This window comes from Rhizobium chutanense, from assembly GCF_002531935.1.
GTDB classification, from domain to species: domain Bacteria; phylum Pseudomonadota; class Alphaproteobacteria; order Rhizobiales; family Rhizobiaceae; genus Rhizobium; species Rhizobium chutanense.
The window spans coordinates 167,592-193,103 of sequence record NZ_NWSV01000004.1 but is presented as its reverse complement, the minus strand read 5'-3'; the positions used below and the strand labels follow the sequence as shown (position 1 = coordinate 193,103).

Genomic DNA, 25,512 nt, shown 5'->3' with positions numbered 1-25,512 from the left:
GTCAGAACGGCTTGCTGGTGTCGGAATCCTGCTTCGGCTTTCCGCCGGCCTCCAGCCGTTTGAGGCATTGGCGAAAGGTCGGATAGAGCTGGTCGACCCGCGACAGCGGCAGCGTCCAGTCGCCTTCGTCGCCGGCAAAGGTCAGCTGCACGTCAGGCGTTCCTGAAAAGGAATTCTTGATGATCTTCTTCAGCCCGCCGCTTCCTTTGCTCGCCGGCGGCCAGAGGCGAAGCGTGGTCTTGTCGAAGAATTCGGCGGCAACCACTTTCGTCACATTGCGATCGGTCAGCGTCACCTCGGTCGTGGTGCCGGCTGGAATCTCCCAGCTGGTCTTTGCCACCAGCCAGAAGGTCTCGGTGGCGCTCTGGCGGAATTCGACGGTCTTGCCGATCTCGCTGTTCCACAGCAGCCGGCAATAGGGCGGGCTCTCGTTTGCATAGCCGACCGACCATTGTCTTGCGTCGCCCATCCATTCGGTCTCGCCAAGGGCTGCGACCGGTTGCAGCCCGGCTGCCATCAGAACCATCGCGGTCAGAATTTTCATCGCGAAACCATCTCCAGGACAATCGCTCCAGCCATAACAAAAGAAGGTTGAGCTTTTGCTACCGGGCGTCTGAAATCAGGCGGCGGTCAGGCTCGGAAATGTCCTCGAACGCCGCAAGGTCTTGAATTTGCGGCTCACCTTGCCGATCTGGCAAAGAGCGACATGGTGTGAAGGGAGTTCGACGGCAGGCATGAGTGAGGTTCAACGACGCGGATTTTTGGCGAGGCTCACCGCATATGAGCCGCTGACGCTGATCACACTGGCATGCGTTGCCGGCGGATTGTTCGTGCTGCAGCGGCTGACGAGCGAGGTGCTCGAGGGCGAGACCTTTGGTTTCGACAAGGCCATCCTGCTGGCGCTCAGACATCAGGGCGAACTTGGCGTGCCGATCGGTCCCGCCTGGCTGACCCATGCCGTCAGCGATATCACCAGCCTCGGCGGCGTCACCGTGCTGACGCTGATGACCGTTCTGGTTACCGTCTATCTCCTGCTCGACCGGCGCTGGCCGATCGCGATCTTCGTCTTTTCCTCGGTACTGACCGGCTGGCTGGCGAGCACCCTTCTGAAGATCCTGATCGCCCGGCCGCGCCCCGATATCGTGCCGCATCTCGTCGAGGTCAGTGATCTCAGCTTCCCCTCCGGACATGCGATGGTTTCGGCGGTGACCTATCTGACGCTCGGCGCACTGCTGGCCCGGACACAGCGTTACCGCTCGACGCGGATCTTCGTCATCGGCGCCGGCGTCTTCTTGGCCGTCATCATCGGGCTCAGCCGGATCTATCTCGGGGTTCACTATCCGACCGACGTTCTCGCCGGGTGGTGCGCCGGGGCGCTGTGGGCGCTCGGCTGCTGGCTGATCTCGAAACGCTTCGTGCCGAGCCGTGCTCCCGATGCTGCTGCCGAAGCCGAAAATGACGACGGCAGATAGCGTTTCAACCTCATGCTTGTGGCGCCACGTGCTGCGGCGCCACAAGTGCTTGAGCGCTTAGGTGCGCGGCTTCAGATTTTCGGGGTCGTAGATCGGCTTGTATCCAACGCCGACAACCTCGACCGGATAGGTCTCGGCAAAATACTCGATATTCAGCTTGCGCCCGACCTGGCAATGCGACCAGGGCAGATAGGCCAGAGCAATGTTCTTGCCGACCGTCGGGCCGTAGGCGATCGAGGTCGTGTAGGACCGGCGGCCAAGCTCGTCGACCAGAACCTCTCCCGTGGCGGGATCGACAACCGGCAGGTTGCCGAGGGGATAACGCTTCACGCCCGATTTGTCGGTATTCTCGGTCATCACAAGCGTGCAGAGCATGGCGGGCTGATGTTCGCGCGCCTTGTATTCCAGATGCTTTTCCTTGCCGCGGAAATCGGCTTCCTTGACCTTCGGACGGGCGAGATCGGCTTCGATCAGGTTGTACTGGGTCAGCAGGTCGGCATTCTGCAGGCGCAGGCTCTTTTCCATGCGGCGCGAGTTTGCATAGGTCTCGACGCCGAAGGCCATCACACCGGTCGAGCGCAGCGCATCCCAGACGGCCAGGCCGTCTTCGTACTTCATGTGCAGTTCCCAGCCCTGCTCGCCGACGTAGGAGATGCGGAAGGCTGTGACTGACTTGCCGGCGATTTCGATCGGCTTGATCGCCGCAAAGGCGAAGTTTTCCTGATCGAGCCCGGCCGGATCGGCCACAACCTTCTTCAGCGTGTCGCGGGCGTTCGGGCCCCAGATGCCGATCGTCACGAATTTTTCCGAGACATCGGTGACGGTCACGTCAAGGCCGCGGTCTTGGGCGACGCGCTTCATATAGTGCAGGTCGCGCGGGCCGGCATCGGCGCCGTTGACGAGGCGGCAGCGGTCGGCCATGCGGAAGACGGTGAAGTCGGCGCGCACCATGCCCTCGTCGTCGAGGAAGTGGGTGTAGACGCCCTTGCCGATGTTGGCATCACCGCCGACCTTGGCGGCGCACAGCCATTCCATCAGCTCGACATGGTCGGGCCCTTCGATATCGACCATGTGGAAGTGGCTGAGATTGACGATGCCGCAATCCTCGCTCATCGCCAGATGCTCGGCATTCGACACGCGCCAGAAATGGCGGCTGTCCCATTCGTTCTCGCGAACCGGGACGCGGTCGGCATATTTCTCCAGCAGGTGCTCGTTGGCGGCGTAGCCGTGCGCACGCTCCCAGCCGCCAAGCTCCATGAAGTAGCCGCCGAGTTCCTTTTCGCGCTCGTAGAAGGGCGAGCGCTTGACGTTGCGGCCGGAGGCATAGGGTTCGCGGGTGTGAACAGCCGGGAAATAGATCTTCTGGGCGGCTTCGAAGCAGCGGCCTTCGATGAACTCTTCCGTCAGCTGATGCGGATAGAAGCGGGCGTAATCGATGCTGTTGTGATCGATTTCGGTCCGGCCGTCGGTCATCCAGTCGGCGATCAGCTTGCCGTAACCCGGGCCGTCCTTGACCCAGATGGCAACGCAATACCAGAGACCGCGCACCTTCTGGCTCTCGCCGCAGGATGCGCCGCCGCCGGCGGAAACCTGCAGCAGGCCGTTGAAGGAGTGACCTTCATTATAGCCGAGTTCGCCGAGGATCGGCGTCAGTTCCATGGCGCGCTCGAGCGGCTCGATGATCTGTTCCATCTCGAGGTCACGCTGCGAGGGCGAAAGGCGTGCTTCGTGTTTTTCGAGAATGTCGCGCGGATGGCACATGCGCGGATTGGTGGCTTCGTAATAGCCCCACTCGATCTGGCCGCCTTCCGTCGTCGACGGGTCGCCGGTATCGCGCATATAGGCGGAGTTGCCCTGGTCGCGCAGCAGCGGGAAGCCGATCTCCTTGCCGGTGCCCTCAAACTCGTTATAGGGACCGAAGAAGGTCAGCGGGTGGTCGACCGGCATGACCGGCAGGTCTTCGCCGACCATCTCCGCGATCAGACGGCCCCAGAGGCCGGCACAGACGATGACATGGTCGGCCATGATGGTGCCGCGATGGGTGACGACGCCCTTGATGCGGCCGCCTTCGACGATCAGCGACTTCGCCGGCGTATTGCCGAACACCTGCAGCTTGCCCGCCTTTTCGGCGGCATCGACCAGCTTGCCGGCAACGGTCTGCGAGCGCGGAATGACGAGGCCGGCATCCGGATCGTAAAGGCCGCCCATCACCTGATCTTCCTCGATCAGCGGGAACTTCTCCTTGATTTCGGAAGGGCTGACATAATGGGCGCGCGTGCCGAAGGCGCGGGCCGAGGAAAGCTTGCGCTTGATTTCCTCCATCCAGGCATCGTCGCCGGTGCGCGCCACTTCGAGACCGCCGATGCGGGCGTAATGACCCATCTTCTCGTAGAAATCGATCGAATATTGCGTGGTCCAGACCGAGAGATAGTCGTGGCTCGTGGTGTAACAGAAGTCCGAGGCATGGGCTGTCGAGCCGATATCGGTCGGTATGCCCGACTTGTCGATGCCGACAATATCGTCCCATCCGCGCTCGACGAGATGATGCGCGATGGAGGCGCCGACGATGCCGCCGAGGCCGATGATGACGACCTTTGCCTTTTCCGGAAATGCTGCCACGTGCTGTTCCTTTTACTTATCGGACGAATTTAAGATGCCTGGCCACGCGTGACTTCCGCTTTGCGCGTCAGATGCAGAGCCATGTCAGCCTCGTAGGGGTTTGTCACATTTGCCGAAGCTGCGGAACCCCTAGACCTCTCAGCATGGAAGCTGCGAAGAGGCCATTATGCATAAGGCTCACAATCGTCATTGGTCCTACGCCGTCGAGTAACGGCGTAATTGCGTCAGCCGGGATCGAACGGCCAGGCGACGATCGGCGACGACGGCATGGGCAAACTCTTTGCGCCTGTCCGCTCGCACGGCGGAGTTCACTGCGCTGAAATCGCCTGGAGCCGGTCGATGTCCACCAGCACGATCTCTTCGGAAACAGGCTCGCGGTTGTGCAGGCGGAACCATTCGGCAGCTTCGCGCACGCGGTCTCCGTGCGGCGCCGGATAGGCGCCAAGGCCGAGGACCCATTCGCGCACGGTTTCCCGCTCCATCCGCCCGGCTCGGTATCGGTCGCAGACGGTTTTCGCCGAGGCGATGAGATCATTGATGCTTTTCACGGGATATCCCTCAATGCACCGACGGTTCTTCGTCTTCGAGAAAGGAGCGAATGCCGTCGCGCGCCACCACGGCCAGGAATTCGTCGAAGGCATCCCGGTCGGTGGCAAAGGGTTCGTCCCAGCGGATCAGATCCTCGCCTTGCGTGACGACTTCCATCGTCCAGTCTTCGTTGCTGCCGGAGGTGCGGAAGATATCGACGAGCACCGTGACCCCGTCATCGGTGAATTCCCCCGCCAGTTCGGAGTGCTCAAGCTTTTGTTTCTTTGCCATTCAGCCGCCAGCGCCGGGAGGGGCGTCGTTTTTGAGATGTTCTTCGTATTGAACCGTCTCGGTTTCGTTGGTGTCGATCGAGGCATTCGCGCCTTTCGCAAGGCGAACACCGGCGCCGCCGCCATTCTCCGGAATGAAAAGCACGCCCGCATCCTCCAAGCTACGCTTCACATCCTGCAGGATTCGCGCGGACGGGGAAAGCGTCCCGGCCTCGAAATCGGCAATCGTCTTTTTGGCGATTTTCGCGGCTGAAGACAAGTCGTCTTCGGACCATCCAACGAGAGCACGCGCGGCCCGGCACTGAGCTGGAGATAGGGACAAAATAACCACCTGATGTCGAAGAAGGGGAGGGAGCATTGCCGTCGCTCCGGAGTTCACGGCCTGCTCTCGATCAGCACTATAAAGATGTGACCGCCGCAGAATAAGGCAAGCGCATGTCTTGCCGGGGCGGAATAGGGCCTTTGATCTACCCTGATTGGGCGATGGGGGAGGTTGATTGACTGAATATTATTAAGGCCTAATCTAACCGCCTTTGTCACGCCGGGAGGTAACAATGCGTGAGCCAGATATGCAGAAACTCGATGCGCTGGTCGGTCGTCTCGTCGGCGATGTCGGCGCCGCCATGTCGGGTGCCTTGGTCGTGCTTGGCGACAAGGTGGGGATCTTCAAGGCGATGGCCGACGGCACGCCGTTGACCGTTGAGCAGCTTGCCGCGAAGACCGGGGTGAAGGAGCGGTACCTCAGGGAATGGCTGAGCGCCCAGGCGGCCGCCGATTATGTCGTTTACGACGAAAAAACCGATCGTTTCAGCCTGACGCCGGAACAGGCGATGGTGTTTGCCGAGGAAAACAGCCCGGCCTTCTTCGTCGGCGCCTTCGAGGTCGTGCAATCCATGTGGATGGACGAGCCGAAGATCGCCGATGCCTTCCGCACCGGCAAGGGGCTCGGCTGGCATGAGCACAGCACCTGCCTCTTCCGCGGCACCGAGCGGTTCTTCCGCCCGGGCTATAACAGCCATCTGGTCAACGAATGGATTCCCGCACTTGCCGGCATGGACGAAAAGCTCAAAGCCGGCGCCAATGTCGCCGATGTCGGCTGCGGCCACGGTGCCTCGACCATTCTGATGGCGCAGGCCTATCCCGCCTCGCATTTTACCGGCTTCGATTATCACGGGCCCTCGATCGAAAGAGCCAAGGCTGCCGCCAAAGAAGCTGGGGTCGCCGACCGGGTGACCTTCAAGCAGGGTAAGGCGGCGGAATTTCCCGGGCGCGGCTATGATATGGTCGCCATGTTCGACTGCCTGCACGACATGGGCGATCCGGTCGGCGCCGGCCGGCATGTCAGGGAAACGCTCGCCCCGAACGGCACCTGGCTGATCGTCGAGCCCTTCGCCCACGACCATTTGAAGGACAATCTCAACCCCGTGGGCCGCGTCTATTACGGCGCATCGACGATGATCTGCACGCCGGCATCGCTCTCCCAGGAAGTCGGGCTCGGGCTCGGCGCCCAGGCGGGAGAAATGAAGCTTCGAAAGGTCGCGCTCGACGCCGGCTTCAAGCATTTCCGCCGCGCTACGGAAACCCCGTTCAACATGGTGTTCGAGGTTCGGGCCTGAAGAAAGTCGGGGAAGCATTTTATTTCAGCTTGCCGATGCTGGCATACATGCCGGTCGTGCGGAATTCGGTGGGGTTGGTGCCGTAGACGCGGCGGAAGACTTTTGAGAAATAATTGGCATCCTCGAAGCCGCACATGATGGCGACTTCCTTGACCGGCAGGAAATCGGCCTTGGTCAGAAGCTTGACGGCGCGCTGCAGGCGCTGCTGCAGCACGAATTCGGCGGGCGGCACGCCCTCGCTCTCGGCAAAGCTGCGCGAGAAATGCGCGCGGCTGAGGCCGACGATGCCGGCGAGTTCGCTGACCGGCAGCGGCTTTTCGAGATGGGCATTGATATGGTCGATCACCGGCTGCATCGGGCTGGCCTCGGCGGCAAAGGATGGCGAACCGAAGACGTCGTCGTAGAGCGCCATCGCCGCCTCATAGGCAACCGCCGAGGCGGCACCCGGCGACGTCGCGCCCTTAACGAGGCGCAGGCTGCAATCGGCCAGATGATCGATGGTCGAGCGCTGCAGCTTCAGCACCGGTCCGGCGGTCGACAGCACCAGCTGGTGGATGCGCAGCGTTTCCTCGCCATTCATCGAGATCCAGAAATATTCCCAGCGCTCACCCTTCTCCAGCCAGTAGCGGTGATTGTGCGGGACGAGCACCAGCAGCGTGTCGCCGCCCTGGAGGCGATAATTGCGGTTCTGGTAGCGCAGCCGGCCCGAGCCGCTGATCGTGTGCTGCAGCACGGTGAAGGGGGTCTGGCCACGCCGTCTGCCGTCCCAGTCATAGGTTTCGTTCTCGCGCACTTCATAGCCGGTGCTGGTCGGCATGGCATGCAGCCGCTGGCGGCCGCGGGGCAGCGAAACCGTTCTCATCGACTGTCCGTTGGCGATTAAATCCTGCAGCACAAAATTACCCCTGAAAGCATAATCCTTCTCTGGTCGGGCCGCCGATTTCGGGCATAATCCCGCTCGACAACACAGAAGAGACGACGGTCGACGAGAGCGGCCGGGAGGAAAACAGGCAGTTTTACGGCTTTTTCAACCCCATGCGCCGGCATGCGGCCTGTTCCTCCACATCAATCTTTTCTCTAGCATTCCATTGGGTCGAGGTGAAGATCATGAGTTTCAAAATCGCTATCATCGGTGCGGGCAGCGTCGGTTTCACCAAGAAGCTGTTCACCGACATCTTGTGCGTGCCGGAGTTCCGCGACGTCGAATTCGCACTGACCGATCTCAGCGAGCATAATCTCGAAATGATCAAGGCGATCCTCGACCGTATCGTCGAGGCGAACGGGCTGCCGACCAAGGTGACGGCAACGACCGACCGCCGCCAGGCGCTCGCAGGCGCCCGTTACATCATCAGCTGCGTCCGGGTCGGGGGGCTCGAAGCCTATGCCGACGATATCAGAATTCCGCTGAAATACGGCATCGACCAGTGTGTCGGCGATACGATCTGCGCCGGCGGCATCCTCTACGGCCAGCGCAACATTCCCGTCATCCTCGACTTCTGCAAGGATATCCGGGAGGTCGCCGAGCCCGGCGCCAAGTTCCTCAACTATGCCAACCCGATGGCGATGAACACCTGGGCGGCGATCGAATACGGCAAGGTCGACACCGTCGGCCTCTGCCACGGCGTCCAGCACGGCGCCGAACAGATCGCCGAGGTGCTCGGCGCCAAGTCGCTGAGCGAGCTCGATTACATCTGCTCCGGCATCAATCACCAGACCTGGTTCATCGACCTGCGCCTCAATGGCCGCAGGATCGGCAAGGACGAGCTGGTCGCCGCCTTCGAGGCGCATCCGGTCTATTCGCAGCAGGAAAAACTGCGCATCGACGTGCTGAAGCGGTTCGGCGTCTATTCCACCGAAAGCAACGGCCATCTCTCGGAATACCTGCCCTGGTATCGCAAGCGGCCGGAGGAAATCACCCGCTGGATCGACATGTCCGACTGGATCCATGGCGAGACCGGTGGCTATCTCCGCCACTCCACCGAAACGCGCAACTGGTTCGAGACCGAATTTCCGCAATTCCTGGAATCCGCATCGAAGCCGATCGACCCGGCCAAGCGCTCGAACGAACATGCCAGCCACATTCTGGAGGCGCTGGAGACCAACCGGGTCTATCGCGGCCATTTCAACGTCAAGAACAACGGCGTCATCACCAACCTGCCGTCCGACGCGATCATCGAATCGCCCGGCTTCGTCGACCGCTTCGGCATCAACATGGTCTCCGGCGTCACCCTGCCGGAAGCCTGTGCGGCGACCTGCATTTCCTCGATCAACGTCCAGCGCATGTCGGTGCATGCCGCGATCTCCGGCGATATCGACCTGTTGAAGCTCGCCGTGCTGCACGATCCGCTTGTTGGAGCCGTCTCGACGCCCGAGGAGGTCTGGCAGATGGTCGACGAGATGGTCGTTGCCCAGGCGCGCTGGCTGCCGCAATATGCCGATGCCGTGCCGGCCGCCAAGGAGCGGCTGTCGAAATCGAAGGTGCAGACCCGCGACTGGGCGGGGGCCGCGCGCCGCACCGTCCGCTCGATCGAGGAGCTGCGCGCCGAAAAGGCGGCGCTGAAACAGGCCGTCTGAATCTCGTGACGGATGGGCCGTCATGGGTTTCCGGGAGGAAAATCCATGACATCAGGCCCGCCATCACATCGTGCGAGGAAAAGGAGCCCGTGTGACCCGCGCTCCGGAACAAGAGGGAGAACGATGATGAATATCCGCAAAACAGGCATTCTGGCCGGCTTGGCGCTCGGCGTCTCGGTGCTGGCGCTGAATGCCTATGCTTCCGAAGCAACCGTTCCGCCGGCACCGGCGGACTTCCCGGCCGAAGGCAAGATCAAATATGTGGCGCGCGACTCCATCCTGGAGTTCAAGGCGCTGCCCGAATATCACGAGCCCGATTGGGTCACCAAGAGTTTCGTCGCCACCGGCAAGCTGCCGCCGGTCAAGGACCGGCTGCCGAAGGAGCCACTGGTCTTCAAGACGGGCAATATGCCCGACGGCATCGGCGTCTATGGCGATACGATGCGCCACGTCATCGGCGGCCGGCCGGAGGGCTGGAACTACGGCGCCGGCCAGACGCAGGGCTGGGGCGGCATCGATATCGGCCTTTCCGAATGCCTGACCCGCACCGCGCCGCTGTTCCAGGTGGAAGCCAAGGATACCGAGCCGCTGCCGAATCTGGCCAAGAGCTGGGATTGGTCCGCCGACGGCCATAAGCTGACCATGCACCTGGTCGAAGGCGCCAAATGGTCCGACGGCGCGCCGTTCAACGCCGACGACATCATGTTCTACTGGGACGACGAAGTCGTCGACCCGAACGTCTCGCCGCTCGGCGGCGGCGCCTCGCCTGAGGCCTTCGGCGTCGGCACGACGCTGAAGAAGATCGACGATTATACCGTCGAGTGGACCTTCAAGGAGGCCTTCCCGAAGCAATATCTCTATACGATGTCCTACCCGAACTTCTGCCCGGGTCCGTCGCATATCCTGAAGCCCCAGCATCCGAAATATTCGAAGAACACCTACGACCAGTTCAAGAACGCCTTCCCGCCGGAGTTCATGAACATGCCTGTGATGGGCGCCTGGGTGCCGGTGGAATATCGCTCCGACGACATCATCGTCCTGCGGCGCAACCCCTATTACTGGAAGGTCGACGAGAAGGGCAATCAGCTGCCTTATCTCAACGAGCTGCACTACAAGCTGTCGACCTGGGCCGACCGCGACGTTCAGGCGGTGGCGGGCTCTGCCGACATCTCCAACCTCGAGCAGCCGGAAAACTTCGTCGCCTCGCTGAAGCGAGCCGCCGAAAAGACCGCGCCCGCCCGCCTTGCCTTCGGTCCGCGCCTGATCGGCTATAATCTGCGCATGAACTTCTCCGCCAATGGCTGGGGCAACCCGGACGAACGTGGCCAGGCGATCCGCGATCTGAACCGCAACGAGGACTTCCGCAAGGCCGTCACCATGGCGCTCGATCGCAAGGCGATCGGCGACTCGCTGGTCAAGGGACCGTTCACCGCGATCTATCCGGGCGGGCTTTCCTCCGGCACCAGCTTCTACGACCGCAACTCCACCGTCTACTATCCCTTCGATCTGAAGGGCGCCAAGGCGGAGCTTGCCAAGGCCGGCCTCAAGGATACGGACGGCGACGGCATCGTGAACTTCCCGGCCGGTACGGCCGGCGGCAAGAATGTCGAAATCGTTCTGCTCGTCAACAACGACTATACGACCGACAAGAGCCTCGGCGAAGGTGTCGTCGGCCAGATGGAAAAACTCGGGCTGAAGATCATCATCAATGGACTCGACGGGGCGAAGCGTGACGAAGCCCATTATTCCGGCCGCTTCGACTGGTTGATCCAGCGCAACACCACGGAACTGTCATCGGTGGTGCAGAATACCGAGCAGCTCGCCCCGGTCGGTCCGCGCACCAGCTGGAACCATCGTGCCGGCAAGGACGACAAGCTCGATCTGATGCCGTTCGAACAGGAGCTTGTCGACGTCGTCAACAAGTTCACCACCAGCCAGAGCAATGACGAACGCGTCGATCTGATGAAGCAGTATCAGAAGATCTCGACCGAACACGTCAACACCGTCGGCCTGACCGAATATCCGGGCGCGCTGATCATCAACAAGCGCTTCTCCAACGTGCCGCAGGGGACGCCGATCTTCATGTTCAACTGGGCTGAAGACTCGATCATCCGCGAACGCCTGTGGGTGGCCGCCGACAAGCAGGGCAAATATGAGCTGTTCCCCGAGCAGCTGCCGGGCAAGCCCGGCGACAAGGGTCCCATAAACTAGTGTTCCCTCCCAGCTGAAGCGAGAGTCAGGCCGCGCGTGGCGCGCGGCCTGATATGACCAACGAGCCGGCCGCGCCGACAAGGAGCGACTGGCGGCAAAGCGAAGCGAACCGTTCGATGTTGCGATTCCTGCTCGTGCGCATAGCCTCCGCGATCCCCGTTCTCTTCATCCTGAGCGTGGTGACTTTCGCGATCATCCAGGCGCCGCCCGGCGATTATGCCGATTATATAAGATCACAGCTGATCAATCAGGGTGGCGCGTCCTACGCCCAGGCCGAAGCCCAGGCGCAGGCCTACCGGGCCGAACACGGCCTCGACAAGCCGCTGGTCGTCCAATACGTCAACTGGATCGGCGGCATCGTCACCCGCGGTGATTTCGGCTACAGCATGTTCTACAACAAGCCGGTGGCCGATGTGGTCGCCGAGCGGCTGCCGCGCACGCTGCTTCTGGCGCTCGTCTGCCACATCTTCGCCTCGGTGCTCGGCATCGGCTTCGGCATCTGGGCGGCGACGCGGCAATACAGCTGGATCGACAGCCTGCTTTCGGGAATTTCCTTCCTCGGCATGACGGTGCCGCGCTTCCTGATGGCGCTGATCATCGTCTACCTCCTGGTTTTCCAGTTCAACGTGTCCGAGATCGGCAGCTTCTTCTCGCCGCAATATGGTGGGGCACCCTGGTCGTGGGCGAAATTCGTCGATCTCGTCCACCATGTCTGGCCTGTCGTGGCGATCGCCACCTTCGGCGGGCTTGCCTACAATATGCGTGTCATGCGCGGCAATCTGCTCGATACGCTGAATGCCCAATATGTCGAGACGGCCAAGGCCAAGGGCCTGTCCGGCGGCGCGGTGGTGATGCGCCATGCGGTGCCGAATGCCCTGCATCCGCTTGTGATGTATCAGGGCGTCGTGCTGCCTTACATGCTGACCGGCGAGATCGAAACGGCGATCATCTTCGCCCTGCCGACCGTCGGCCCGGCCATCGTCGGCTCGATGGCGGTCGGCGACGTCTATGTCACCGCCACCTTCATGATGGTGCTGTCGGCAACACTGATCGTCGGCAATATCATCGCCGACATGTTGCTGGCCCTGCTCGATCCGCGCGTCCGCCAGTTCGGAGGAGCCTGACATGCTTGCTTTCGATTCGTCCGACACACCCCCGACGACCGAACCCGCGGTCAAGAAGCCATCGCAGGGCGGCGAGAGCTATCTGGCGCTCGTCTGGCGCCGGCTCAGGCGCTCCTGGACCGGCCTGGCCGGGCTGGTGCTGGTCGGGCTGCTGCTCTTCATGGCGATCTTTGCCGATTTCTTCGCGCCGATGGACCCGAAGGCGACCGATGTCGGCTTCGCCCCGCCGCAGGTGATGAGCTTCCACGACAAGGACGGCAATTTCGTCTTCCAGCCGCGCGTCTATGCGCTGTCGGATTCCGAGGAGCTCGACCCCGTCACCTTCCAGCCGATCGTCGGCGTCGATTACGACAATCCGCGGCTGCTCGGCTTCTTCGTCAAGGGCGCCGAATACAACCTTCTTGGCCTGATCCCGACTGAGCGGCATTTCTTCGGCTCGACCGACGGCCAGCCGGTGCATTTCCTCGGCACCGACAAGTTCGGCCGTGACGTGCTGTCGCGCGCCATCATCGGCTCGCGCATCTCGCTGATGATCGCGCTGACCGTGGTCACCATCGTCACCGTCATCGGCACGACGGTCGGCATGGTCTCGGGTTATTTCGGCGGCAGCTTCGATGTCTGGCTGCAGCGTTTCGTCGAACTGGTGCTCGCCTTCCCGCAGCTGCCGCTCTATCTGGCGCTGACCTCGCTGATCCCGGTGACGGCGCCGACCAATGTCTTCCTCGCCTTCGTCATCGGCGTGATGTCGGCGCTCGGCTGGGCGCAGATGTCGCGCGAGGTGCGCGGCAAGACCTTGGCGCTCGCCCGCATCGATTATGTCCGGGCGGCGATGGCGGTCGGCGCCACCGACACCCGCATCATCCTGCAGCATATCTTCCCGAATGTGATGAGCCACGTCATCGTCGCGGTGACGCTCGCCATACCGAGCGTCGTGCTCTTGGAATCCTTCCTCGGTTTCCTCGGCTTTGCCGTCAAGCCGCCGCTGATTTCCTGGGGGCTGATGCTGCAGGATACGGCGACCTATTCGGTCATCGGCTCCTATCCCTGGATTCTTTCTCCCGTCGCCTTCGTGCTCGTCACCGTCTTCGCCTTCAATGCGCTCGGCGACGGACTGCGCGATGCAGTCGATCCTTATTGAGGTGATTGATATGGCTCTTGCACTGGTCAATTCCTTCGCCCCGCCCGTTCGCCACGACCACGACGGCCGCTCGGACACGCCCGTGATCGACGCCCGCAACGTCGCGGTGAATTTCAAGGTCGAGAACGGCCTGGTCGAAGCCGTCAAGGACGTCTCCTTCCAGCTCTATCGCGGCGAAACCATCGCGATCGTCGGCGAATCCGGCTCCGGCAAATCGGTGACGGCGCGAACGGTGATGGGGCTGTTGTCGAAGCGCGCCGTCGTCTCCGACAAATCGACGGTTTCCTATGACGGCAGCAATATCCTGAAATTCTCCGAGCGGGCGCGCCGCAAGCTGCGCGGCGACCGCATCTCGATGATCTTCCAGGAGCCGATGAGTTCGCTGAACCCGATCTATACGGTCGGCGGCCAGATCGTCGAGGCGATCCGCGTCCACCGCCGGGTCAGCCGGAGGGATGCGGAAAAGCGGGCGCTCGAACTGCTCGAACATGTGCAGATTCCCGATCCCGCAGCTAGGCTCAAGCAATATCCACATCAGCTTTCCGGCGGCCAGCGCCAGCGGGTGATGATCGCCATGGCGCTCGCCAACGATCCCGACGTGCTGATCGCCGACGAGCCGACGACGGCGCTCGACGTCACCGTGCAGGCGCAGATTCTGAACCTCATCCGCAACCTGCAGAAAGAGCTGGGGATGGCGGTCATCCTCATCACCCATGATCTGACGGTGGTGCGGCAGTTCTCCGATTACGTCTATGTCATGCAGCACGGCGAGGTGCGTGAGCACAACACCACCGAAGCGCTCTTCGCCAATCCGCAGCACGCCTATACAAGGCATCTGCTCGGCTCCGAACCGCGTGGGCAAGCCAATCCGCTGCCGGAAGGATCGGATGTCATTCTCGATGCCAAGGGTGTGCGCGTCGCCTTCATGCTGCGCCACGGCACCATTCTGAAGCCGGCGATGCGCGAGCTGGTCGCCGTCGACAGCCTCGACCTGACGCTGCGCCGTCACGAGACGCTCGGCATCGTCGGTGAATCCGGCTCCGGCAAGACCACGTTCGGCCAGGCGATCCTGCGGCTGAACACGCCCCAGGCCGGCGAGATCCATTTCGACCATCAGCCGATCCACGGGCTTTCCAGGGCCGAGATGCGGCCCTTGCGTGCCCGCATTCAGGTGGTGTTCCAGGATCCGTTCTCCTCGCTCAACCCGCGCATGACGGTCGGCCAGATCATCGAGGAGGGCCTCGTCGTCAACAAGCTCGGCGCCACGAGGGCCGAGCGCCAGGACCGGGTGAGCGAGGCGCTTATTGCCGCCGGCATGCCCGGCAATATCCTGTCGCGTTTTCCGCATGAATTTTCCGGCGGCCAGCGCCAGCGCATCGCCATTGCCCGCGCTATCGCGCTGGAGCCGGAATTCATCCTGCTCGACGAACCGACATCCGCACTCGACTTGTCCGTTCAGGCGCAGATCATCGAGCTCCTGCGCAAGCTGCAGGACGAGCGGGGCCTGAGCTACCTCTTCATCTCCCACGACCTCAAGGTCGTCCGGGCGCTTTGCCATCGTGTCATCGTCATGCAGCATGGCAAGATCGTCGAAGAGGGGCCCGTCAACGAAGTTCTCACCCATCCCAAGACCGCTTACACCGAACGGCTCGTCAAGGCCGCTTTCGAGGTAGCATGATTATCGAATGCCGGAGGCACTAATGGCAGGAAATCCCAAAATCACCTTCATCGGAGCAGGCTCCACCGTCTTCATGAAGAACATCATCGGCGACGTGCTTCAGCGTCCGGCGCTGTCGGGGGCGACGATCGCGCTGATGGATCTCAATCCGCAGCGGCTTGAGGAAAGCGCCATCGTCGTCAACAAGCTGATCTCGACGCTCGGTGTGGCGGCCAAGGCCGAGACCTATTCCGACCAGCGCAAGGCGCTTTCCGGGGCCGATTTCGTCGTCGTCGCCTTCCAGATCGGCGGCTACGAGCCCTGCACGGTCACTGATTTCGAGGTGCCGAAGAAATACGGGCTGCGCCAGACGATCGCCGACACGCTCGGCGTCGGCGGCATCATGCGCGGGCTTCGCACCGTGCCGCATCTGTGGAAGGTCTGCGAGGACATGCTCGCCGTCTGCCCCGAGGCGATCATGCTGCAATATGTCAACCCGATGGCGATCAACACCTGGGCGATCTCGGAGAAGTATCCCAGCATCCGTCAGGTCGGCCTCTGCCACTCGGTGCAGGGCACGGCGATGGAACTGGCCCACGACCTCGACATTCCCTACGAGGAAATCCGCTACCGCGCCGCCGGCATCAACCACATGGCCTTCTATCTCAAATTCGAGCATCGCCAGGCCGACGGTTCCTATCGCAACCTTTATCCCGACCTGCTGCGCGGCTACCGCGAGGGCAGGGCGCCGAAGCCCGGCTGGAACCCGCGCTGCCCGAACAAGGTGCGCTACGAGATGCTGACGCGGCTCGGCTATTTCGTCACCGAAAGCTCGGAGCATTTCGCCGAATACACCCCCTATTTCATCAAGGAGGGCCGCGACGACCTGATCGAGAAGTTCGGCATCCCGCTCGATGAATATCCGAAGCGCTGCATCGAGCAGATCGAACGTTGGAAGGGCCAGGCCGAAGCCTATCGTTCGGCCGACAAGATCGAGGTTCAGCCGTCGAAGGAATATGCCTCCTCGATCATCAATTCGGTCTGGACCGGCGAACCCTCGGTGATCTACGGCAATGTCCGCAACAATGGCTGCATCACCTCGCTGCCGGAAAATTGCGCCGCCGAAGTACCCTGCCTGGTCGACGCGTCAGGCATCCAGCCGACCTTCATCGGCGCCCTGCCGCCGCAGCTGACGGCGCTGATGCGCACCAATATCAACGTCCAGGAGCTGACGGTGCAGGCGCTGATGACGGAAAATCGCGAGCACATCTACCACGCCGCGATGATGGACCCGCATACGGCCGCCGAACTCGACCTCGACCAGATCTGGTCGCTGGTCGACGACCTGCTCGCCGCCCACGGCGACTGGCTGCCGGAATGGGCGCGGACATCCAGCAAAATCAAGGCCGCCTGACCCCCTCTCCCGGGTGAGGCGTCAAAGAGCCCCGCGGTGTGGCAACGACCGCGGGGCTTTTGCGTGAAAGACTTGTTGCGGACGTGGGCCGCCGCGCGGGCGCACGGAGCGACCTTTTATCCAGACAGCATACGTGTAAGCATATGTCTGATATGGTCCTGCGCGCCGTAAAAAATGGCAGCAATAATGATCCTGCGGCTGCTTTCTACCGGCAGGAACCACACCGCCGTCCTGTCCCGCCGCAGAAACCGGATTCCAGGGCAAATGTCGGCTCGCAATGTCCCGATATAAGGCGTATCGACAAGACGATCAATTTCGACGCGCAATTTACGGATTCGCTCAGCGCTACGCTCGAAAGCCTCGTCGGGCGAGTCTCCGAGTTCGACATAGGACTCGAAGAGATGATCGAAAATCAACTCGAAATCTCGTTCGACATCCTCGGAATATTCAAGGGTCCACACGAATAACTCGCCGCTTCCGCGCGATCATTGTCTCGACGCGGCTTTCCATTTCCGTCGTGGAAATCATCGGGTCCTTCAAACGCCGCTGGACCAGTTCTCGAAGAGCTGCCGTTTCGACGGCCTCGGTTTCCGTCTTTTGGCGGAGGAGTTCCAAGCCCTGCTGAAGAACGGAACTCATGCTGGAATAGCGCCCGCTCTCCACCAGCGAACGTGCAAACGCGTCCTGCTGATCGGTCAGCGAGATCGACGATTTGACACTCATCGGTTTATCTCCACCGGGCGATTTTTGCTACTCAGTAGCACATCCACCAATAGGACGGAACCCCTCCCTCTGTTCCTCAAAGGCGACGGCCGATGATGTGGTGCTGTGTTGATTCGGATACCAAGGCTGCCAGGGCGGGGCTTCTTAAATCCCTGAGCCGTCGAGTTGCTGGGCGTCGTCGCCTTCCCAGGGCGAAGGCATCGAGGTGCGATTGGCGGAGGGCATCGGCATCCAGCACTTCAGTTCCGGCTCGGCATATTCGATGATGTGGCCGGGCGAGGAATCGGAGGCGCGCCAGCCTTCTCCACCGAACTGATCGCCGTGCGACCAATAGGCGAGGTCGACTTCCGCCGGCCCCTGTTCGGATGCGCGGATCGTCACCAGGATCCGGCTGCCGTCTTTCGGAGCGCTTGCCATCTGGCGCCAGCGGTCTAGGTCGTCCATCGTCTTTCCTCCTGCCTCGCTGCAGGTAAGTGTCGCTTCGCCATCGAAAACGGTCAACTCAAACTTTGACGACCAATCCGATAGTTGACCCGGTGGGGGCTGGGTTGAGAGTTCCGCGAGGTGAGAGGGTGTAATGACGATATCTTTACGGCGCTTGTAAAGATAATGTCATTACACTATGATGTACTCCAGACAGGAGTGTCCCATGCCCATCTCGCCTACGAACAAAGGTCCGGACGCAAGCGTGCCGCTGAATATGCGCATCAAGCCCGCGACCCGCAATTTGATCGACCGCGCCGCCGAGCTGCTTGGCAAGACGCGCACGGATTTCATGCTGGAGGCTTCCGAGCGCCGAGCCGAGGAAGTGCTGCTCGATCATGTCATCTTCACAGTCACCCCGGAAATCCATGCCGAATACCTTGCCCGCCTCGACGCGCCCGCGCAGCCCAATGAGCGCCTGAAACGGACCATGTCGACCAAAGCGCCATGGGATGAAGCGTGACCCTTAGCCCACCGGCACCGCTGGCCGATCATCACGAGCTGGCTGAATTCAATTCCGGCGTGCCTGAACTGAATGACTGGCTGCGTCGCCGCGCCCGCGCCAATCAGGCAGGCGGCGCGTCGCGCACCTTCGTCGTGGGCGAGGGAAGCCGGGTCATCGCCTATTACGCACTCGCTTCCGGTGCCGTGAAGCTGCCGGAAGCGCCCGGTCGTTTTCGGCGCAACATGCCTGATCCGATTCCGGTTGCCGTGCTTGGCCGCCTCGCCATTGATCAGTCCTACCAAGGGCGCGGGATCGGCAGAGCACTGGTGCGCGATGCGGGCCTGCGCCTGCTCAATGCCGCAGACATCCTCGGAATTCGCGGCGTGCTGGTGCATGCGATTTCCGACGGCGCACGCGCTTTCTATGAGGCCGTCGGTTTCCTGCCCTCGCCATCCGACCCGATGATGCTGATGATCGGGTTGCATGATCTCAATAGCGCGCTGAACGCGTGACCATGCTTTGCTCAGGCGCACGTCTCGCCGCGCCGTGAGGAAGTTGTCGCTGCAGGTCACCGCAGCTGCTGTCGGATAATGGGCAAAGCCAGGGTGAGGAGCACGGCGAAAACCATGACGACGCCATAAGGCACCTTCCGGCTCGCCCGGATTTCCGCGATGCGCATGAAAAAAGCGAGATGTGCGACGGGTAACGGCACCGGCAGCCGCAGGGTGAGCAGCGTCACGACGCCGAGGACGAGGAGGAAAAACGAAAACGGCAGCATGCCGTGCCATCCGACAAAAAGGCCGATCGGCAGGAAAAGCTTGGCATCTCCTGCGCCGAACAGCCGGAGTGCCCAGAGCACCACCCCAAGCATGAACATCAGCAGGCCGGCCCCGAGGTCGCCGCCAATTCCGCTCGAATCAAACAGCGCAGCGCCGACATCTTCGGCGCTGAGAATCACAGCCAACGCGCGCAATACATAGAGTGTTACGAGGGCAAGAACGAGCGTGTTGGGGATCTTCCATGTACGGAAGTCTGTCCAGGCGGCGTAGAGAAAAAGTAATACTGAAAGATAATTAATAACGACGACCAGTTTCAGCATGGAGCGCAACCTCTTTGGGTTATTTAATCTACCTGCACGTTTATTTTCATTCGTCATCAGCGACGCAAGCTGGTATTGACTGCGCGCTCCCCGGTCTTTGGTCTTAACCATAAAAGTATAGATGTATATCGTCCATGTATAAAACAATTGACTAATTTAGTCTTAACAGATTATTAATACAACCAGTCGAAGGGGCGGTCTCGACGACAACGCGGCCGGGGGAAATTACGGCGCACAACTTACCTGGGAGGTAATTCTCGATGAAAGCATTTGTAAACTGCGTACGCGCTTTCGCGCGGGAAGAAGATGGCGTCGCACTGACCGAATATCTCATTCTGCTTGCCTTGCTGGTCGGCGGCGTGATCGGGGCGGTGACATTGGCCGGCACCAATCTGGCGACCGTTTGGAACGGCTGGGCAGGCTGGTTTACGACTAACCTCACCGCGCCAGCAGCCTGATATCGGCGTACGAAGAAGCGAGGGGTTTTGTTAACCCCTCTCTTCTAAATTAGAAGCAATGAATGGATGCGTTCCGTCCAGTGTAGCGAGTAACTGCGATGCGTTCTTCAACGATTTTAAGTCTCGTTATTGCGTTTGTCCTCGCAGCAGCAGCAGTTTTCGGCATGCGCGAGTATCTCTCCGATCAGAAGGCCAGGCTCCTGGCGATGAACGGTGTGAAGGCCGAGGAGCGGACGCTCGTCGTCGCCGCCAAACCGATGCGCTTCGGCGACCGGATCCGGCCCGAAAATCTCAGGGCCATCCCATGGCCCTCCAATGAAACACCCTCAGGCTCATTCGTCAGCATCGAGACGGTTGTCGGCAGCGATGCCCAGCCGCGTTATGCGATGGCGGCGATCGATCCCGGCGAGCCGGTGCTTTCCTCGAAAATCACCGGCGCCGGCGAACGCGCCACGCTGTCGGCGGCCCTCGACCAGGGCATGAAGGCCGTTTCCATCCGTGTCAATGACGTGCTCGGCGTTGCCGGCTTCGTCAGGCCTTCCGATCGCGTCGACGTGCTTCTGACGCGGGTCGTGCGCGGGCCGGCCGGCAACGATCAGACCTTCGTCGACGTGCTGCTGCAAGGCGTCAAGGTGCTGGCAGTAGACCAGACGGCAGACGAGCGCAAGGACGAACCGTCCGTCGTCAAAACCGTGACCTTCGAGGTCACGACCGATGAGGCGCAACGGCTTACCCTCGGCTCCAGCATCGGCACGCTCTCGCTGGCGCTTCGCAATATTGCCTCTGCCTCCGTCGAGCAGACCCGGCCGATCACCGTCGCAGACCTCGGTGGCGGGGCGATGGCGACGGAGCTCGGCAATGATTTAGAAAAGAAAAAATTACCAGAAGCTGAAAAACAAGTGCAGATTGTGGAACAAAAGGTCGAACCGGTGTTGCCGGTTGAGCCGAAATGGGTGACGGTGGGGGTCTGGAACACGACGAAGCGCGAGGAGCACCGAGTCGGCCTGGTCCAGTGATGTTGTTTAGCCGGCATGCCGCAGATACGGCCATGCCGAACGAGGGGGCTAAAGCAGGCATGGCGAATGGCAAGAGAAGAATCGCAAGGACGAAAAGCCTTGCGGCACTGGCGGCGGTGTTTTCGGCCTGTGTGTGTTTAGGACCGGGATTTGCAGGCTGCGCCAACGCACAGGAAAAATCGGTCACCTTAGGCAAATCGGTCCAGCGCGTGACCCTGCCTCCGAACGCGACGCTGACGCTCAATACCGGCCAGACCTTCGGCGATCTCGTCATCGGCAGCGCCGATATGATCGACGTGGTGCCGCTTTCCGACAAGTCGCTGTTCATCCGCGGCAAGAAGATCGGCGCCACCAATATCTCGGTCTATGGCGACGACAAGTCGCTTCTCGGTGTCATCGATGTCCGGGTTGCCAGCGATTTCAGTGAAGTCGCCGCCGCCATTCGCTCTGCCGCGCCCTCGGCCCGGGTTGTCGTGGCCAATTCCAGCGACCGCATTCGCCTGACAGGCATCGTCCGTGACGGCGTCGAATTGCAGCGGGTGATGGACATCGCCCAGTCCTATTCCGACCAGCCGGTGCTGAACCAGTTGCGCGTCAGTGACAGCCAGCAGGTGATGCTGGAAGTCCGTGTCATCGAAGCCTCGCGCCAGACGGGTCGTGACCTCGGGATCGGCTGGTCCGGGCGCGGCAACAACGGCATCGGCAAGGCAACGACCAGCCAGGGTATCGGCGTGGATGATAACGGCAGCCTCGTCCGCACCCTCGTCGACCCCAAGGGTGCGGCAACGGGCGCGCTGCCCTTCGGTCAGTTGATCGCAAAGGTGCTGGAAATCTCGGGCGGCCACATCGACGTGGTCATCAACGCGCTCGAGCAGAAGGGATTGGTGCGTCGCCTGGCTCAGCCGAACCTCATCGCAATGAGCGGCTCGACGGCCAGCTTCCATGCCGGCGGCGAAGTGCCGATCCTGAAGACGACCAACAACGGCACGACAGTCGCCACCGAGACGGACTATCGCCCCTTCGGCGTGCGGCTGACCTTCAAGCCGGTGGTTCTTGATGACGGGCTCATCAATCTGGAGATCGAGCCTGAGGTTTCCGAGCTTGATCCGTCGATCAACGTCAACGGCAATCCGGGTTTCATCTCGCGCGCGGCCAGCACCACGGTCGCACTTCGCGACGGCCAGAGCTTTGCCTTGGCGGGTCTGCTGCAGTCGATTAACGCCAAGGACATCCAGCAATTGCCCGGCCTCGGGAAGATACCGATCCTCGGCGCATTGTTCCGTTCGACGAGTTTCCAGAAGAAGGAATCCGACCTCGTCATCGTCGTCACCCCGCATATCGTGCGGCCCGCCCGCCCGGGCGAGGACCTCTACAGTCCGCTCGATCAGACGCGGTCGTCCAACGATGTCGAGCTTTTCGCGCTCGGTGTCCTGGAAGTCGACAAGGACATGCTCCGGCGCTTTCGCAACGGCGAAGGTGTGACCGGGCCTTATGGCCATCGTCTCGACCTGAACCAGGGAGGCCAGGTTGTTGCTACAAAACGCTAAGCGCATCCTTCTCGTCCTCGCGGCCGCCGGCCTGGTTTCCAGCTGCGCCGACTACATGAACCATCGCGACACGATCACCTTCGGGGCCGGGAACGCCATGGAAGCAAACAAAGCCATCCACACCGAGGATCCGTTCCCGCCGGAAGCCCAGCGAACCCGTATCGCAAGCGACGGCAAGGTGGTCCGCAGAGTGATGACCGAGTATCAGAACGGCGGGGTGGTGGTCGTTCAGCCATCGCCGGCCATGGAGGCCAACGGTGCGTCCAACGGGGCCACCGTCAGCCAGTAGCTGTTCGAAAGGCATGAACGGCGGCAACGCGCCGGAAGGGAAAATGCACGAAACAGGGTCGTCGCGGCGAAAGCCGTGATGGGGGTGGGCCAATGCTGAGCAGGGTTGTCAGACGGTTCTGGAATGATCATCGTGGCTATGTCATCGCCTTGACGCTCATCGCCATGCCCATGCTTCTCGGCTTTTCGCTGCTGGTCATCGATGTCGGCCGCAGCAGCAACCTGCACACCGATCTCCAGAACGCGGTCGACGCGATGGCACTGGCCGGAGCCCGCGAACTCGATGGCCGCGACGATGCCATTTCGAGGGCGCAGACCGCGATCGAGAAAATCGCCAATAGCGCGGCTTTTTCCGGGGGCGGGACCGGCATGTCGCTCGGCTCGCACATCAGCGTCACCTATAAGGCTGGAAACGACGCCGCCAGCACGGTCACCGTGTTTTTTCTGAAGAACATCCCGGCCAATGACGATACGCCGATCCCGTCTTCGATGAAAACGACCACGGCCAGCGAAGCGTCCTACGCCTGGGTCATCGCCAAGCCGCAGGCGATGCAGACGATCTTTCCGGTCCCGGTCGGTTTCACCCGCAGCACGATCAGCATCGCTGCCGATGCCGTGGCGGTATACCATGCCAGCGCCTGCGACGTGACGCCGATCTTCATCTGCAATCCCTACGAGCCGGCGGGCAATACGAGCGAGGCCGCCAGCCAACAGGCGGCGACGGATCTCCACACCAACTTCGCGGCTGGCAATCTCTACGGCCGGCAGATCGAAATGCACAGCACGTCCTCCGCCAATCCCGGGCCTGGCAATTTCGGATTCCTGCGGACACCGCTGGGCAATGGCGCGAACGTGATGGCAGAGGCTCTGGCCACCGGCAATCCGGGGGCCTGTTATACCCAGGACAGCCTCGATACCGAGACGGGTGCCATGGCCGGACCCGTTGAAGCTGGCGTCAATACGCGCTTCGGTATTTATGAGGGGTCGTTCAAGGGCTCGCGCGGGGACAGCCGCTATCGCCCGGCCCAGAACGTCCGCTCCGCGCAAAAGCAAACAGGGCAGAACGGCTGCAAAGGCTACGACCCGGCAATGGTCGGCAGCACGGTCGGCGATGTCACCAAGGCGGTGCCTTTGGGTTACGGCGCAACCATGAGCCCCCTCGGCGGCGGCAAGATCAGCACCGGCAACAATTGGAACTACGCAAACTACTGGAGTGTCGCCCAGGGAGGCACGGCGCCCTCGGTCAGCGCGATTCTCGGCAACTATTCCAGCTATCCCCCGGGGGCCACCGGAACGCCGAGCCGGCCCTCTGCCTATGATGTCTATCGTTACGAGCTCAATACCGCGGCGCTGCTCAACCATGCCTCTGCGAACGGCGAGGTCGGTACGCCGACGACGGGCGGCGGTCAGTGCTATTCGGGACCTGCTCTCTCGAGCTACACGGGGAGCGAGTACGGCGATCGCCGAGAGATTTTCGCTGCAATCGTCAATTGCGGCTATGAAGCCTCGATCGGCCATCTGAATGGTCACAAGCAGACGCAGGCGGTTGCCTTTGCGCGCATGTTCATGACCAAACCGGCGATCAAGGCCGGTAGCGAGCGCTATCTTTCGCTCGAGATGATCGACATCACCGGCAAGGGTGGTCGCGGGACGCTGGACGAATTCCTGCGGGAAGAAGCGGAGCTGGTCAGATGATGGCGCTCCGTAATCTTATCCGGCATCGGCTTTCCCTGCGCTTCTGGCAGCGGGAGGAAGGTGCGGTGCTTGCCGAAGCGCTGCTCGCCATCCCCTTCGTGACGCTCTTTGCGGCTGGAATACTGGAGTTCGGCAGCATCTTCTGGGAGCGTATGCAGATCGACGCGGGCTTGCGCGATGCGGGGCGTTACCTCTCGCGATGCCGGCCGCTGTCGGGAACCTATGTGCCGACCTGCAGTCAGGCGACTGCGAAGACGATCGCCTTTTACGGAACGCAAACGCCTGCGGCAGGCGCCACACCCCGCGTTCCCGGCTGGAACAACCCTGCCGACATCACCATCACCGCACCCGATGCGGATGGGAACATCACCATATCAACGGCTCATCTCTACCAGAGCTCGCCGGTGTTCGGCTTTCTCGGAATCAGCGCCATCACCATCAGTTCCTTCCATGAAGAGAGGTACATCGGATGGTGATCTCTAGGGCAATCAAGGCATTCTGGCAGGATAGCAGCGGTGTCAGCCTCGTCGAAGCATTGCTGACCTTTCCGATCGTCATGCTGGTGTTCGCCGCCTTTATCGAGTTCGGCTATGCCATGTCGCAGTGGAACCAGACGGTCAAGGCGCTGCAATTTGGTGCCCGTCTGGCGGCCGTATCCGATCCGTTGACGACGAATTTCAATGCCGTTTTCCCCACCGACGCTGCCGATCCCCTCAACAACGGCAAAGCGGCGCCGAACGATGCGACGATATCCTCGACCTGCGGACCGGCTCTTGCAAACTGCACGGCGGCATTGAACCGGATTGTGCTCGGAAGCGACGGCGTCTGCAACGCGGGAACCGATCCACACCCCGGCATTTGCGACCTCAACTGGCGCATCACCCCGGATAAGCTGATGGTCACCTATCAGCGATCGGGGCTCGGCTATTGGGGCCGGCCGGACGGGCCGGTGCTGACGATGCGGCTGGAGGTGCGCAACATCACCTTCGATCTGCCGGTCCTCGGCGGCTTGTTGGGACTGAACGACGTCACCATTCCGGCCCATCCGGTGACGATTACGACGGAAGATCTGAAGACGTGCTCCACCTGCTGACTCCTTAAATCACGCGTAGGAA

27 protein-coding genes are annotated in these 25,512 nt (G+C 61.5%); 17 read left to right on the top strand and 10 right to left on the bottom strand.

Annotation, left to right across the window (positions count from 1 at the left end; all coding sequences use genetic code 11):
- Position 1 precedes the first annotated feature (1 nt).
- The gene (locus CO666_RS08245; protein WP_097611578.1) at positions 2 to 544 is read right to left on the bottom strand and encodes a hypothetical protein; all 543 of its coding nucleotides are present in this window, start codon (positions 542 to 544) and stop codon (positions 2 to 4) included.
- Between the two features lie 190 nt (positions 545 to 734).
- On the opposite strand from CO666_RS08245, the gene CO666_RS08240 reads away from it, so the two are divergent.
- On the top strand, positions 735 to 1,472 hold the full coding sequence (locus CO666_RS08240) for a phosphatase PAP2 family protein (protein ID WP_097611577.1): 738 nt from the start codon (positions 735 to 737) through the stop codon (positions 1,470 to 1,472).
- 57 nt (positions 1,473 to 1,529) lie between these two features.
- On the opposite strand, the gene CO666_RS08235 is transcribed toward CO666_RS08240, so the two are convergent.
- The 4 genes from CO666_RS08235 to CO666_RS08220 form a co-directional block, all read right to left on the bottom strand.
- Positions 1,530 to 4,091, bottom strand: a complete 2,562-nt coding sequence (locus CO666_RS08235) for a GcvT family protein (protein ID WP_097611576.1) — start codon at positions 4,089 to 4,091, stop codon at positions 1,530 to 1,532.
- Positions 4,092 to 4,399: 308 nt separating this feature from the next.
- A complete protein-coding gene (locus CO666_RS08230; RefSeq protein ID WP_097611575.1) occupies positions 4,400 to 4,639 on the bottom strand; it encodes a hypothetical protein in 240 nt (79 codons plus the stop codon).
- A gap of 10 nt (positions 4,640 to 4,649) precedes the next feature.
- Positions 4,650 to 4,910: a hypothetical protein gene (locus tag CO666_RS08225; protein WP_097611574.1), complete on the bottom strand. Its 261-nt coding sequence runs from the start codon at positions 4,908 to 4,910 to the stop codon at positions 4,650 to 4,652.
- Positions 4,911 to 5,231 (bottom strand): helix-turn-helix domain-containing protein, encoded by a 321-nt coding sequence (locus CO666_RS08220; protein WP_085740127.1) that lies wholly within the window; start codon positions 5,229 to 5,231, stop codon positions 4,911 to 4,913.
- Positions 5,232 to 5,463: 232 nt separating this feature from the next.
- Between CO666_RS08220 and CO666_RS08215 the strand changes: the two genes are divergently transcribed.
- Positions 5,464 to 6,525: a class I SAM-dependent methyltransferase gene (locus tag CO666_RS08215; protein WP_097611573.1), complete on the top strand. Its 1,062-nt coding sequence runs from the start codon at positions 5,464 to 5,466 to the stop codon at positions 6,523 to 6,525.
- 19 nt (positions 6,526 to 6,544) lie between these two features.
- Here CO666_RS08215 and CO666_RS08210 read toward each other — a convergent pair whose 3' ends face one another.
- Positions 6,545 to 7,387: an AraC family transcriptional regulator gene (locus CO666_RS08210; protein WP_097611572.1), complete on the bottom strand. Its 843-nt coding sequence runs from the start codon at positions 7,385 to 7,387 to the stop codon at positions 6,545 to 6,547.
- 245 nt (positions 7,388 to 7,632) lie between these two features.
- On the opposite strand from CO666_RS08210, the gene melA (CO666_RS08205) reads away from it, so the two are divergent.
- The 6 genes from melA (CO666_RS08205) (at position 7,633) to melA (CO666_RS08180) (ending at position 16,643) form a co-directional block, all read left to right on the top strand.
- The gene (melA, locus tag CO666_RS08205) at positions 7,633 to 9,099 is read left to right on the top strand and encodes an alpha-glucosidase/alpha-galactosidase (RefSeq protein WP_097611812.1); all 1,467 of its coding nucleotides are present in this window, start codon (positions 7,633 to 7,635) and stop codon (positions 9,097 to 9,099) included.
- Between the two features lie 123 nt (positions 9,100 to 9,222).
- Positions 9,223 to 11,310 carry an ABC transporter substrate-binding protein gene (locus CO666_RS08200; RefSeq protein WP_097611571.1) on the top strand — a complete coding sequence of 696 codons (2,088 nt, stop codon included), beginning with the start codon at positions 9,223 to 9,225 and terminating at the stop codon, positions 11,308 to 11,310.
- Between the two features lie 116 nt (positions 11,311 to 11,426).
- A complete protein-coding gene (locus CO666_RS08195) occupies positions 11,427 to 12,434 on the top strand; it encodes an ABC transporter permease (protein ID WP_085740130.1) in 1,008 nt (335 codons plus the stop codon).
- Position 12,435: 1 nt separating this feature from the next.
- Complete coding sequence (locus CO666_RS08190; RefSeq protein WP_097611570.1) at positions 12,436 to 13,572, top strand: ABC transporter permease; 1,137 nt, start codon at positions 12,436 to 12,438, stop codon at positions 13,570 to 13,572.
- Positions 13,573 to 13,582: 10 nt separating this feature from the next.
- On the top strand, positions 13,583 to 15,250 hold the full coding sequence (locus CO666_RS08185; RefSeq protein ID WP_097611569.1) for an ABC transporter ATP-binding protein: 1,668 nt from the start codon (positions 13,583 to 13,585) through the stop codon (positions 15,248 to 15,250).
- Between the two features lie 22 nt (positions 15,251 to 15,272).
- Positions 15,273 to 16,643 (top strand): alpha-glucosidase/alpha-galactosidase, encoded by a 1,371-nt coding sequence (melA, locus tag CO666_RS08180; protein WP_097611568.1) that lies wholly within the window; start codon positions 15,273 to 15,275, stop codon positions 16,641 to 16,643.
- A gap of 116 nt (positions 16,644 to 16,759) precedes the next feature.
- On the opposite strand, the gene CO666_RS34480 is transcribed toward melA (CO666_RS08180), so the two are convergent.
- The 3 genes from CO666_RS34480 to CO666_RS08165 form a co-directional block, all read right to left on the bottom strand.
- Positions 16,760 to 17,104 (bottom strand): type II toxin-antitoxin system RelE/ParE family toxin, encoded by a 345-nt coding sequence (locus CO666_RS34480; protein ID WP_097611567.1) that lies wholly within the window; start codon positions 17,102 to 17,104, stop codon positions 16,760 to 16,762.
- Entirely contained in the window at positions 17,091 to 17,366 is a 276-nt protein-coding gene (locus CO666_RS08170) for a type II toxin-antitoxin system ParD family antitoxin (RefSeq protein WP_097611566.1), read from the bottom strand. Before CO666_RS08170 ends, CO666_RS34480 begins: the two co-directional genes overlap by 14 nt.
- 144 nt (positions 17,367 to 17,510) lie before the next feature.
- Positions 17,511 to 17,810, bottom strand: coding sequence for a hypothetical protein (locus CO666_RS08165; RefSeq protein WP_097611565.1), 300 nt, complete (start codon positions 17,808 to 17,810; stop codon positions 17,511 to 17,513).
- Between the two features lie 205 nt (positions 17,811 to 18,015).
- Here CO666_RS08165 and CO666_RS08160 point away from each other — a divergent pair, with 205 nt between their 5' ends.
- Both CO666_RS08160 and CO666_RS08155 read left to right on the top strand, forming a co-directional pair.
- Positions 18,016 to 18,312 (top strand): type II toxin-antitoxin system TacA family antitoxin, encoded by a 297-nt coding sequence (locus tag CO666_RS08160; RefSeq protein WP_097611564.1) that lies wholly within the window; start codon positions 18,016 to 18,018, stop codon positions 18,310 to 18,312.
- Complete coding sequence (locus CO666_RS08155) at positions 18,309 to 18,806, top strand: GNAT family N-acetyltransferase (RefSeq protein ID WP_097611563.1); 498 nt, start codon at positions 18,309 to 18,311, stop codon at positions 18,804 to 18,806. The genes CO666_RS08160 and CO666_RS08155 overlap by 4 nt, the downstream gene beginning before the upstream one ends.
- 56 nt (positions 18,807 to 18,862) lie before the next feature.
- On the opposite strand, the gene CO666_RS08150 is transcribed toward CO666_RS08155, so the two are convergent.
- Complete coding sequence (locus CO666_RS08150; protein WP_097611811.1) at positions 18,863 to 19,393, bottom strand: prepilin peptidase; 531 nt, start codon at positions 19,391 to 19,393, stop codon at positions 18,863 to 18,865.
- A gap of 260 nt (positions 19,394 to 19,653) precedes the next feature.
- On the opposite strand from CO666_RS08150, the gene CO666_RS08145 reads away from it, so the two are divergent.
- The 7 genes from CO666_RS08145 to CO666_RS08115 all read left to right on the top strand — a co-directional run bounded on the left by CO666_RS08145 (position 19,654) and on the right by CO666_RS08115 (position 25,490).
- On the top strand, positions 19,654 to 19,851 hold the full coding sequence (locus CO666_RS08145) for a Flp family type IVb pilin (RefSeq protein ID WP_064841572.1): 198 nt from the start codon (positions 19,654 to 19,656) through the stop codon (positions 19,849 to 19,851).
- A gap of 98 nt (positions 19,852 to 19,949) precedes the next feature.
- Positions 19,950 to 20,867 (top strand): Flp pilus assembly protein CpaB, encoded by a 918-nt coding sequence (gene cpaB / locus CO666_RS08140; protein ID WP_097611562.1) that lies wholly within the window; start codon positions 19,950 to 19,952, stop codon positions 20,865 to 20,867.
- Between the two features lie 59 nt (positions 20,868 to 20,926).
- The gene (locus tag CO666_RS08135; protein ID WP_097611810.1) at positions 20,927 to 22,414 is read left to right on the top strand and encodes a type II and III secretion system protein family protein; all 1,488 of its coding nucleotides are present in this window, start codon (positions 20,927 to 20,929) and stop codon (positions 22,412 to 22,414) included.
- Positions 22,398 to 22,703, top strand: coding sequence for a hypothetical protein (locus CO666_RS08130; protein ID WP_097611561.1), 306 nt, complete (start codon positions 22,398 to 22,400; stop codon positions 22,701 to 22,703). Before CO666_RS08135 ends, CO666_RS08130 begins: the two co-directional genes overlap by 17 nt.
- A gap of 92 nt (positions 22,704 to 22,795) precedes the next feature.
- Positions 22,796 to 24,397, top strand: a complete 1,602-nt coding sequence (locus tag CO666_RS08125) for a TadE/TadG family type IV pilus assembly protein (protein ID WP_097611560.1) — start codon at positions 22,796 to 22,798, stop codon at positions 24,395 to 24,397.
- A complete protein-coding gene (locus tag CO666_RS08120; RefSeq protein ID WP_097611559.1) occupies positions 24,394 to 24,873 on the top strand; it encodes a TadE/TadG family type IV pilus assembly protein in 480 nt (159 codons plus the stop codon). Before CO666_RS08125 ends, CO666_RS08120 begins: the two co-directional genes overlap by 4 nt.
- The gene (locus CO666_RS08115) at positions 24,867 to 25,490 is read left to right on the top strand and encodes a TadE/TadG family type IV pilus assembly protein (protein WP_097611558.1); all 624 of its coding nucleotides are present in this window, start codon (positions 24,867 to 24,869) and stop codon (positions 25,488 to 25,490) included. Before CO666_RS08120 ends, CO666_RS08115 begins: the two co-directional genes overlap by 7 nt.
- The last annotated feature ends 22 nt before the right edge of the window (positions 25,491 to 25,512 follow it).

Coding starts and splice junctions, on each gene's coding strand:
- CO666_RS08115 (WP_097611558.1), top strand. CDS start 24,867: ATGGTGATCTCTAGGGCAATCAAGGCATTCTGGCAGGATAGCAGCGGT.
- CO666_RS08225 (WP_097611574.1), bottom strand. CDS start 4,910: ATGGCAAAGAAACAAAAGCTTGAGCACTCCGAACTGGCGGGGGAATTC.
- CO666_RS08150 (WP_097611811.1), bottom strand. CDS start 19,393: ATGCTGAAACTGGTCGTCGTTATTAATTATCTTTCAGTATTACTTTTT.
- CO666_RS08245 (WP_097611578.1), bottom strand. CDS start 544: ATGAAAATTCTGACCGCGATGGTTCTGATGGCAGCCGGGCTGCAACCG.
- CO666_RS08200 (WP_097611571.1), top strand. CDS start 9,223: ATGATGAATATCCGCAAAACAGGCATTCTGGCCGGCTTGGCGCTCGGC.
- CO666_RS08135 (WP_097611810.1), top strand. CDS start 20,927: ATGGCGAATGGCAAGAGAAGAATCGCAAGGACGAAAAGCCTTGCGGCA.
- CO666_RS08210 (WP_097611572.1), bottom strand. CDS start 7,387: ATGAGAACGGTTTCGCTGCCCCGCGGCCGCCAGCGGCTGCATGCCATG.
- CO666_RS08125 (WP_097611560.1), top strand. CDS start 22,796: ATGCTGAGCAGGGTTGTCAGACGGTTCTGGAATGATCATCGTGGCTAT.
- CO666_RS08240 (WP_097611577.1), top strand. CDS start 735: ATGAGTGAGGTTCAACGACGCGGATTTTTGGCGAGGCTCACCGCATAT.
- melA (WP_097611812.1), top strand. CDS start 7,633: ATGAGTTTCAAAATCGCTATCATCGGTGCGGGCAGCGTCGGTTTCACC.
- CO666_RS08215 (WP_097611573.1), top strand. CDS start 5,464: ATGCGTGAGCCAGATATGCAGAAACTCGATGCGCTGGTCGGTCGTCTC.
- CO666_RS08190 (WP_097611570.1), top strand. CDS start 12,436: ATGCTTGCTTTCGATTCGTCCGACACACCCCCGACGACCGAACCCGCG.
- CO666_RS08185 (WP_097611569.1), top strand. CDS start 13,583: ATGGCTCTTGCACTGGTCAATTCCTTCGCCCCGCCCGTTCGCCACGAC.
- melA (WP_097611568.1), top strand. CDS start 15,273: ATGGCAGGAAATCCCAAAATCACCTTCATCGGAGCAGGCTCCACCGTC.
- CO666_RS08170 (WP_097611566.1), bottom strand. CDS start 17,366: ATGAGTGTCAAATCGTCGATCTCGCTGACCGATCAGCAGGACGCGTTT.
- CO666_RS08160 (WP_097611564.1), top strand. CDS start 18,016: ATGCCCATCTCGCCTACGAACAAAGGTCCGGACGCAAGCGTGCCGCTG.
- CO666_RS08165 (WP_097611565.1), bottom strand. CDS start 17,810: ATGGACGACCTAGACCGCTGGCGCCAGATGGCAAGCGCTCCGAAAGAC.
- CO666_RS08120 (WP_097611559.1), top strand. CDS start 24,394: ATGATGGCGCTCCGTAATCTTATCCGGCATCGGCTTTCCCTGCGCTTC.
- cpaB (WP_097611562.1), top strand. CDS start 19,950: ATGCGTTCTTCAACGATTTTAAGTCTCGTTATTGCGTTTGTCCTCGCA.
- CO666_RS08145 (WP_064841572.1), top strand. CDS start 19,654: ATGAAAGCATTTGTAAACTGCGTACGCGCTTTCGCGCGGGAAGAAGAT.
- CO666_RS08195 (WP_085740130.1), top strand. CDS start 11,427: ATGTTGCGATTCCTGCTCGTGCGCATAGCCTCCGCGATCCCCGTTCTC.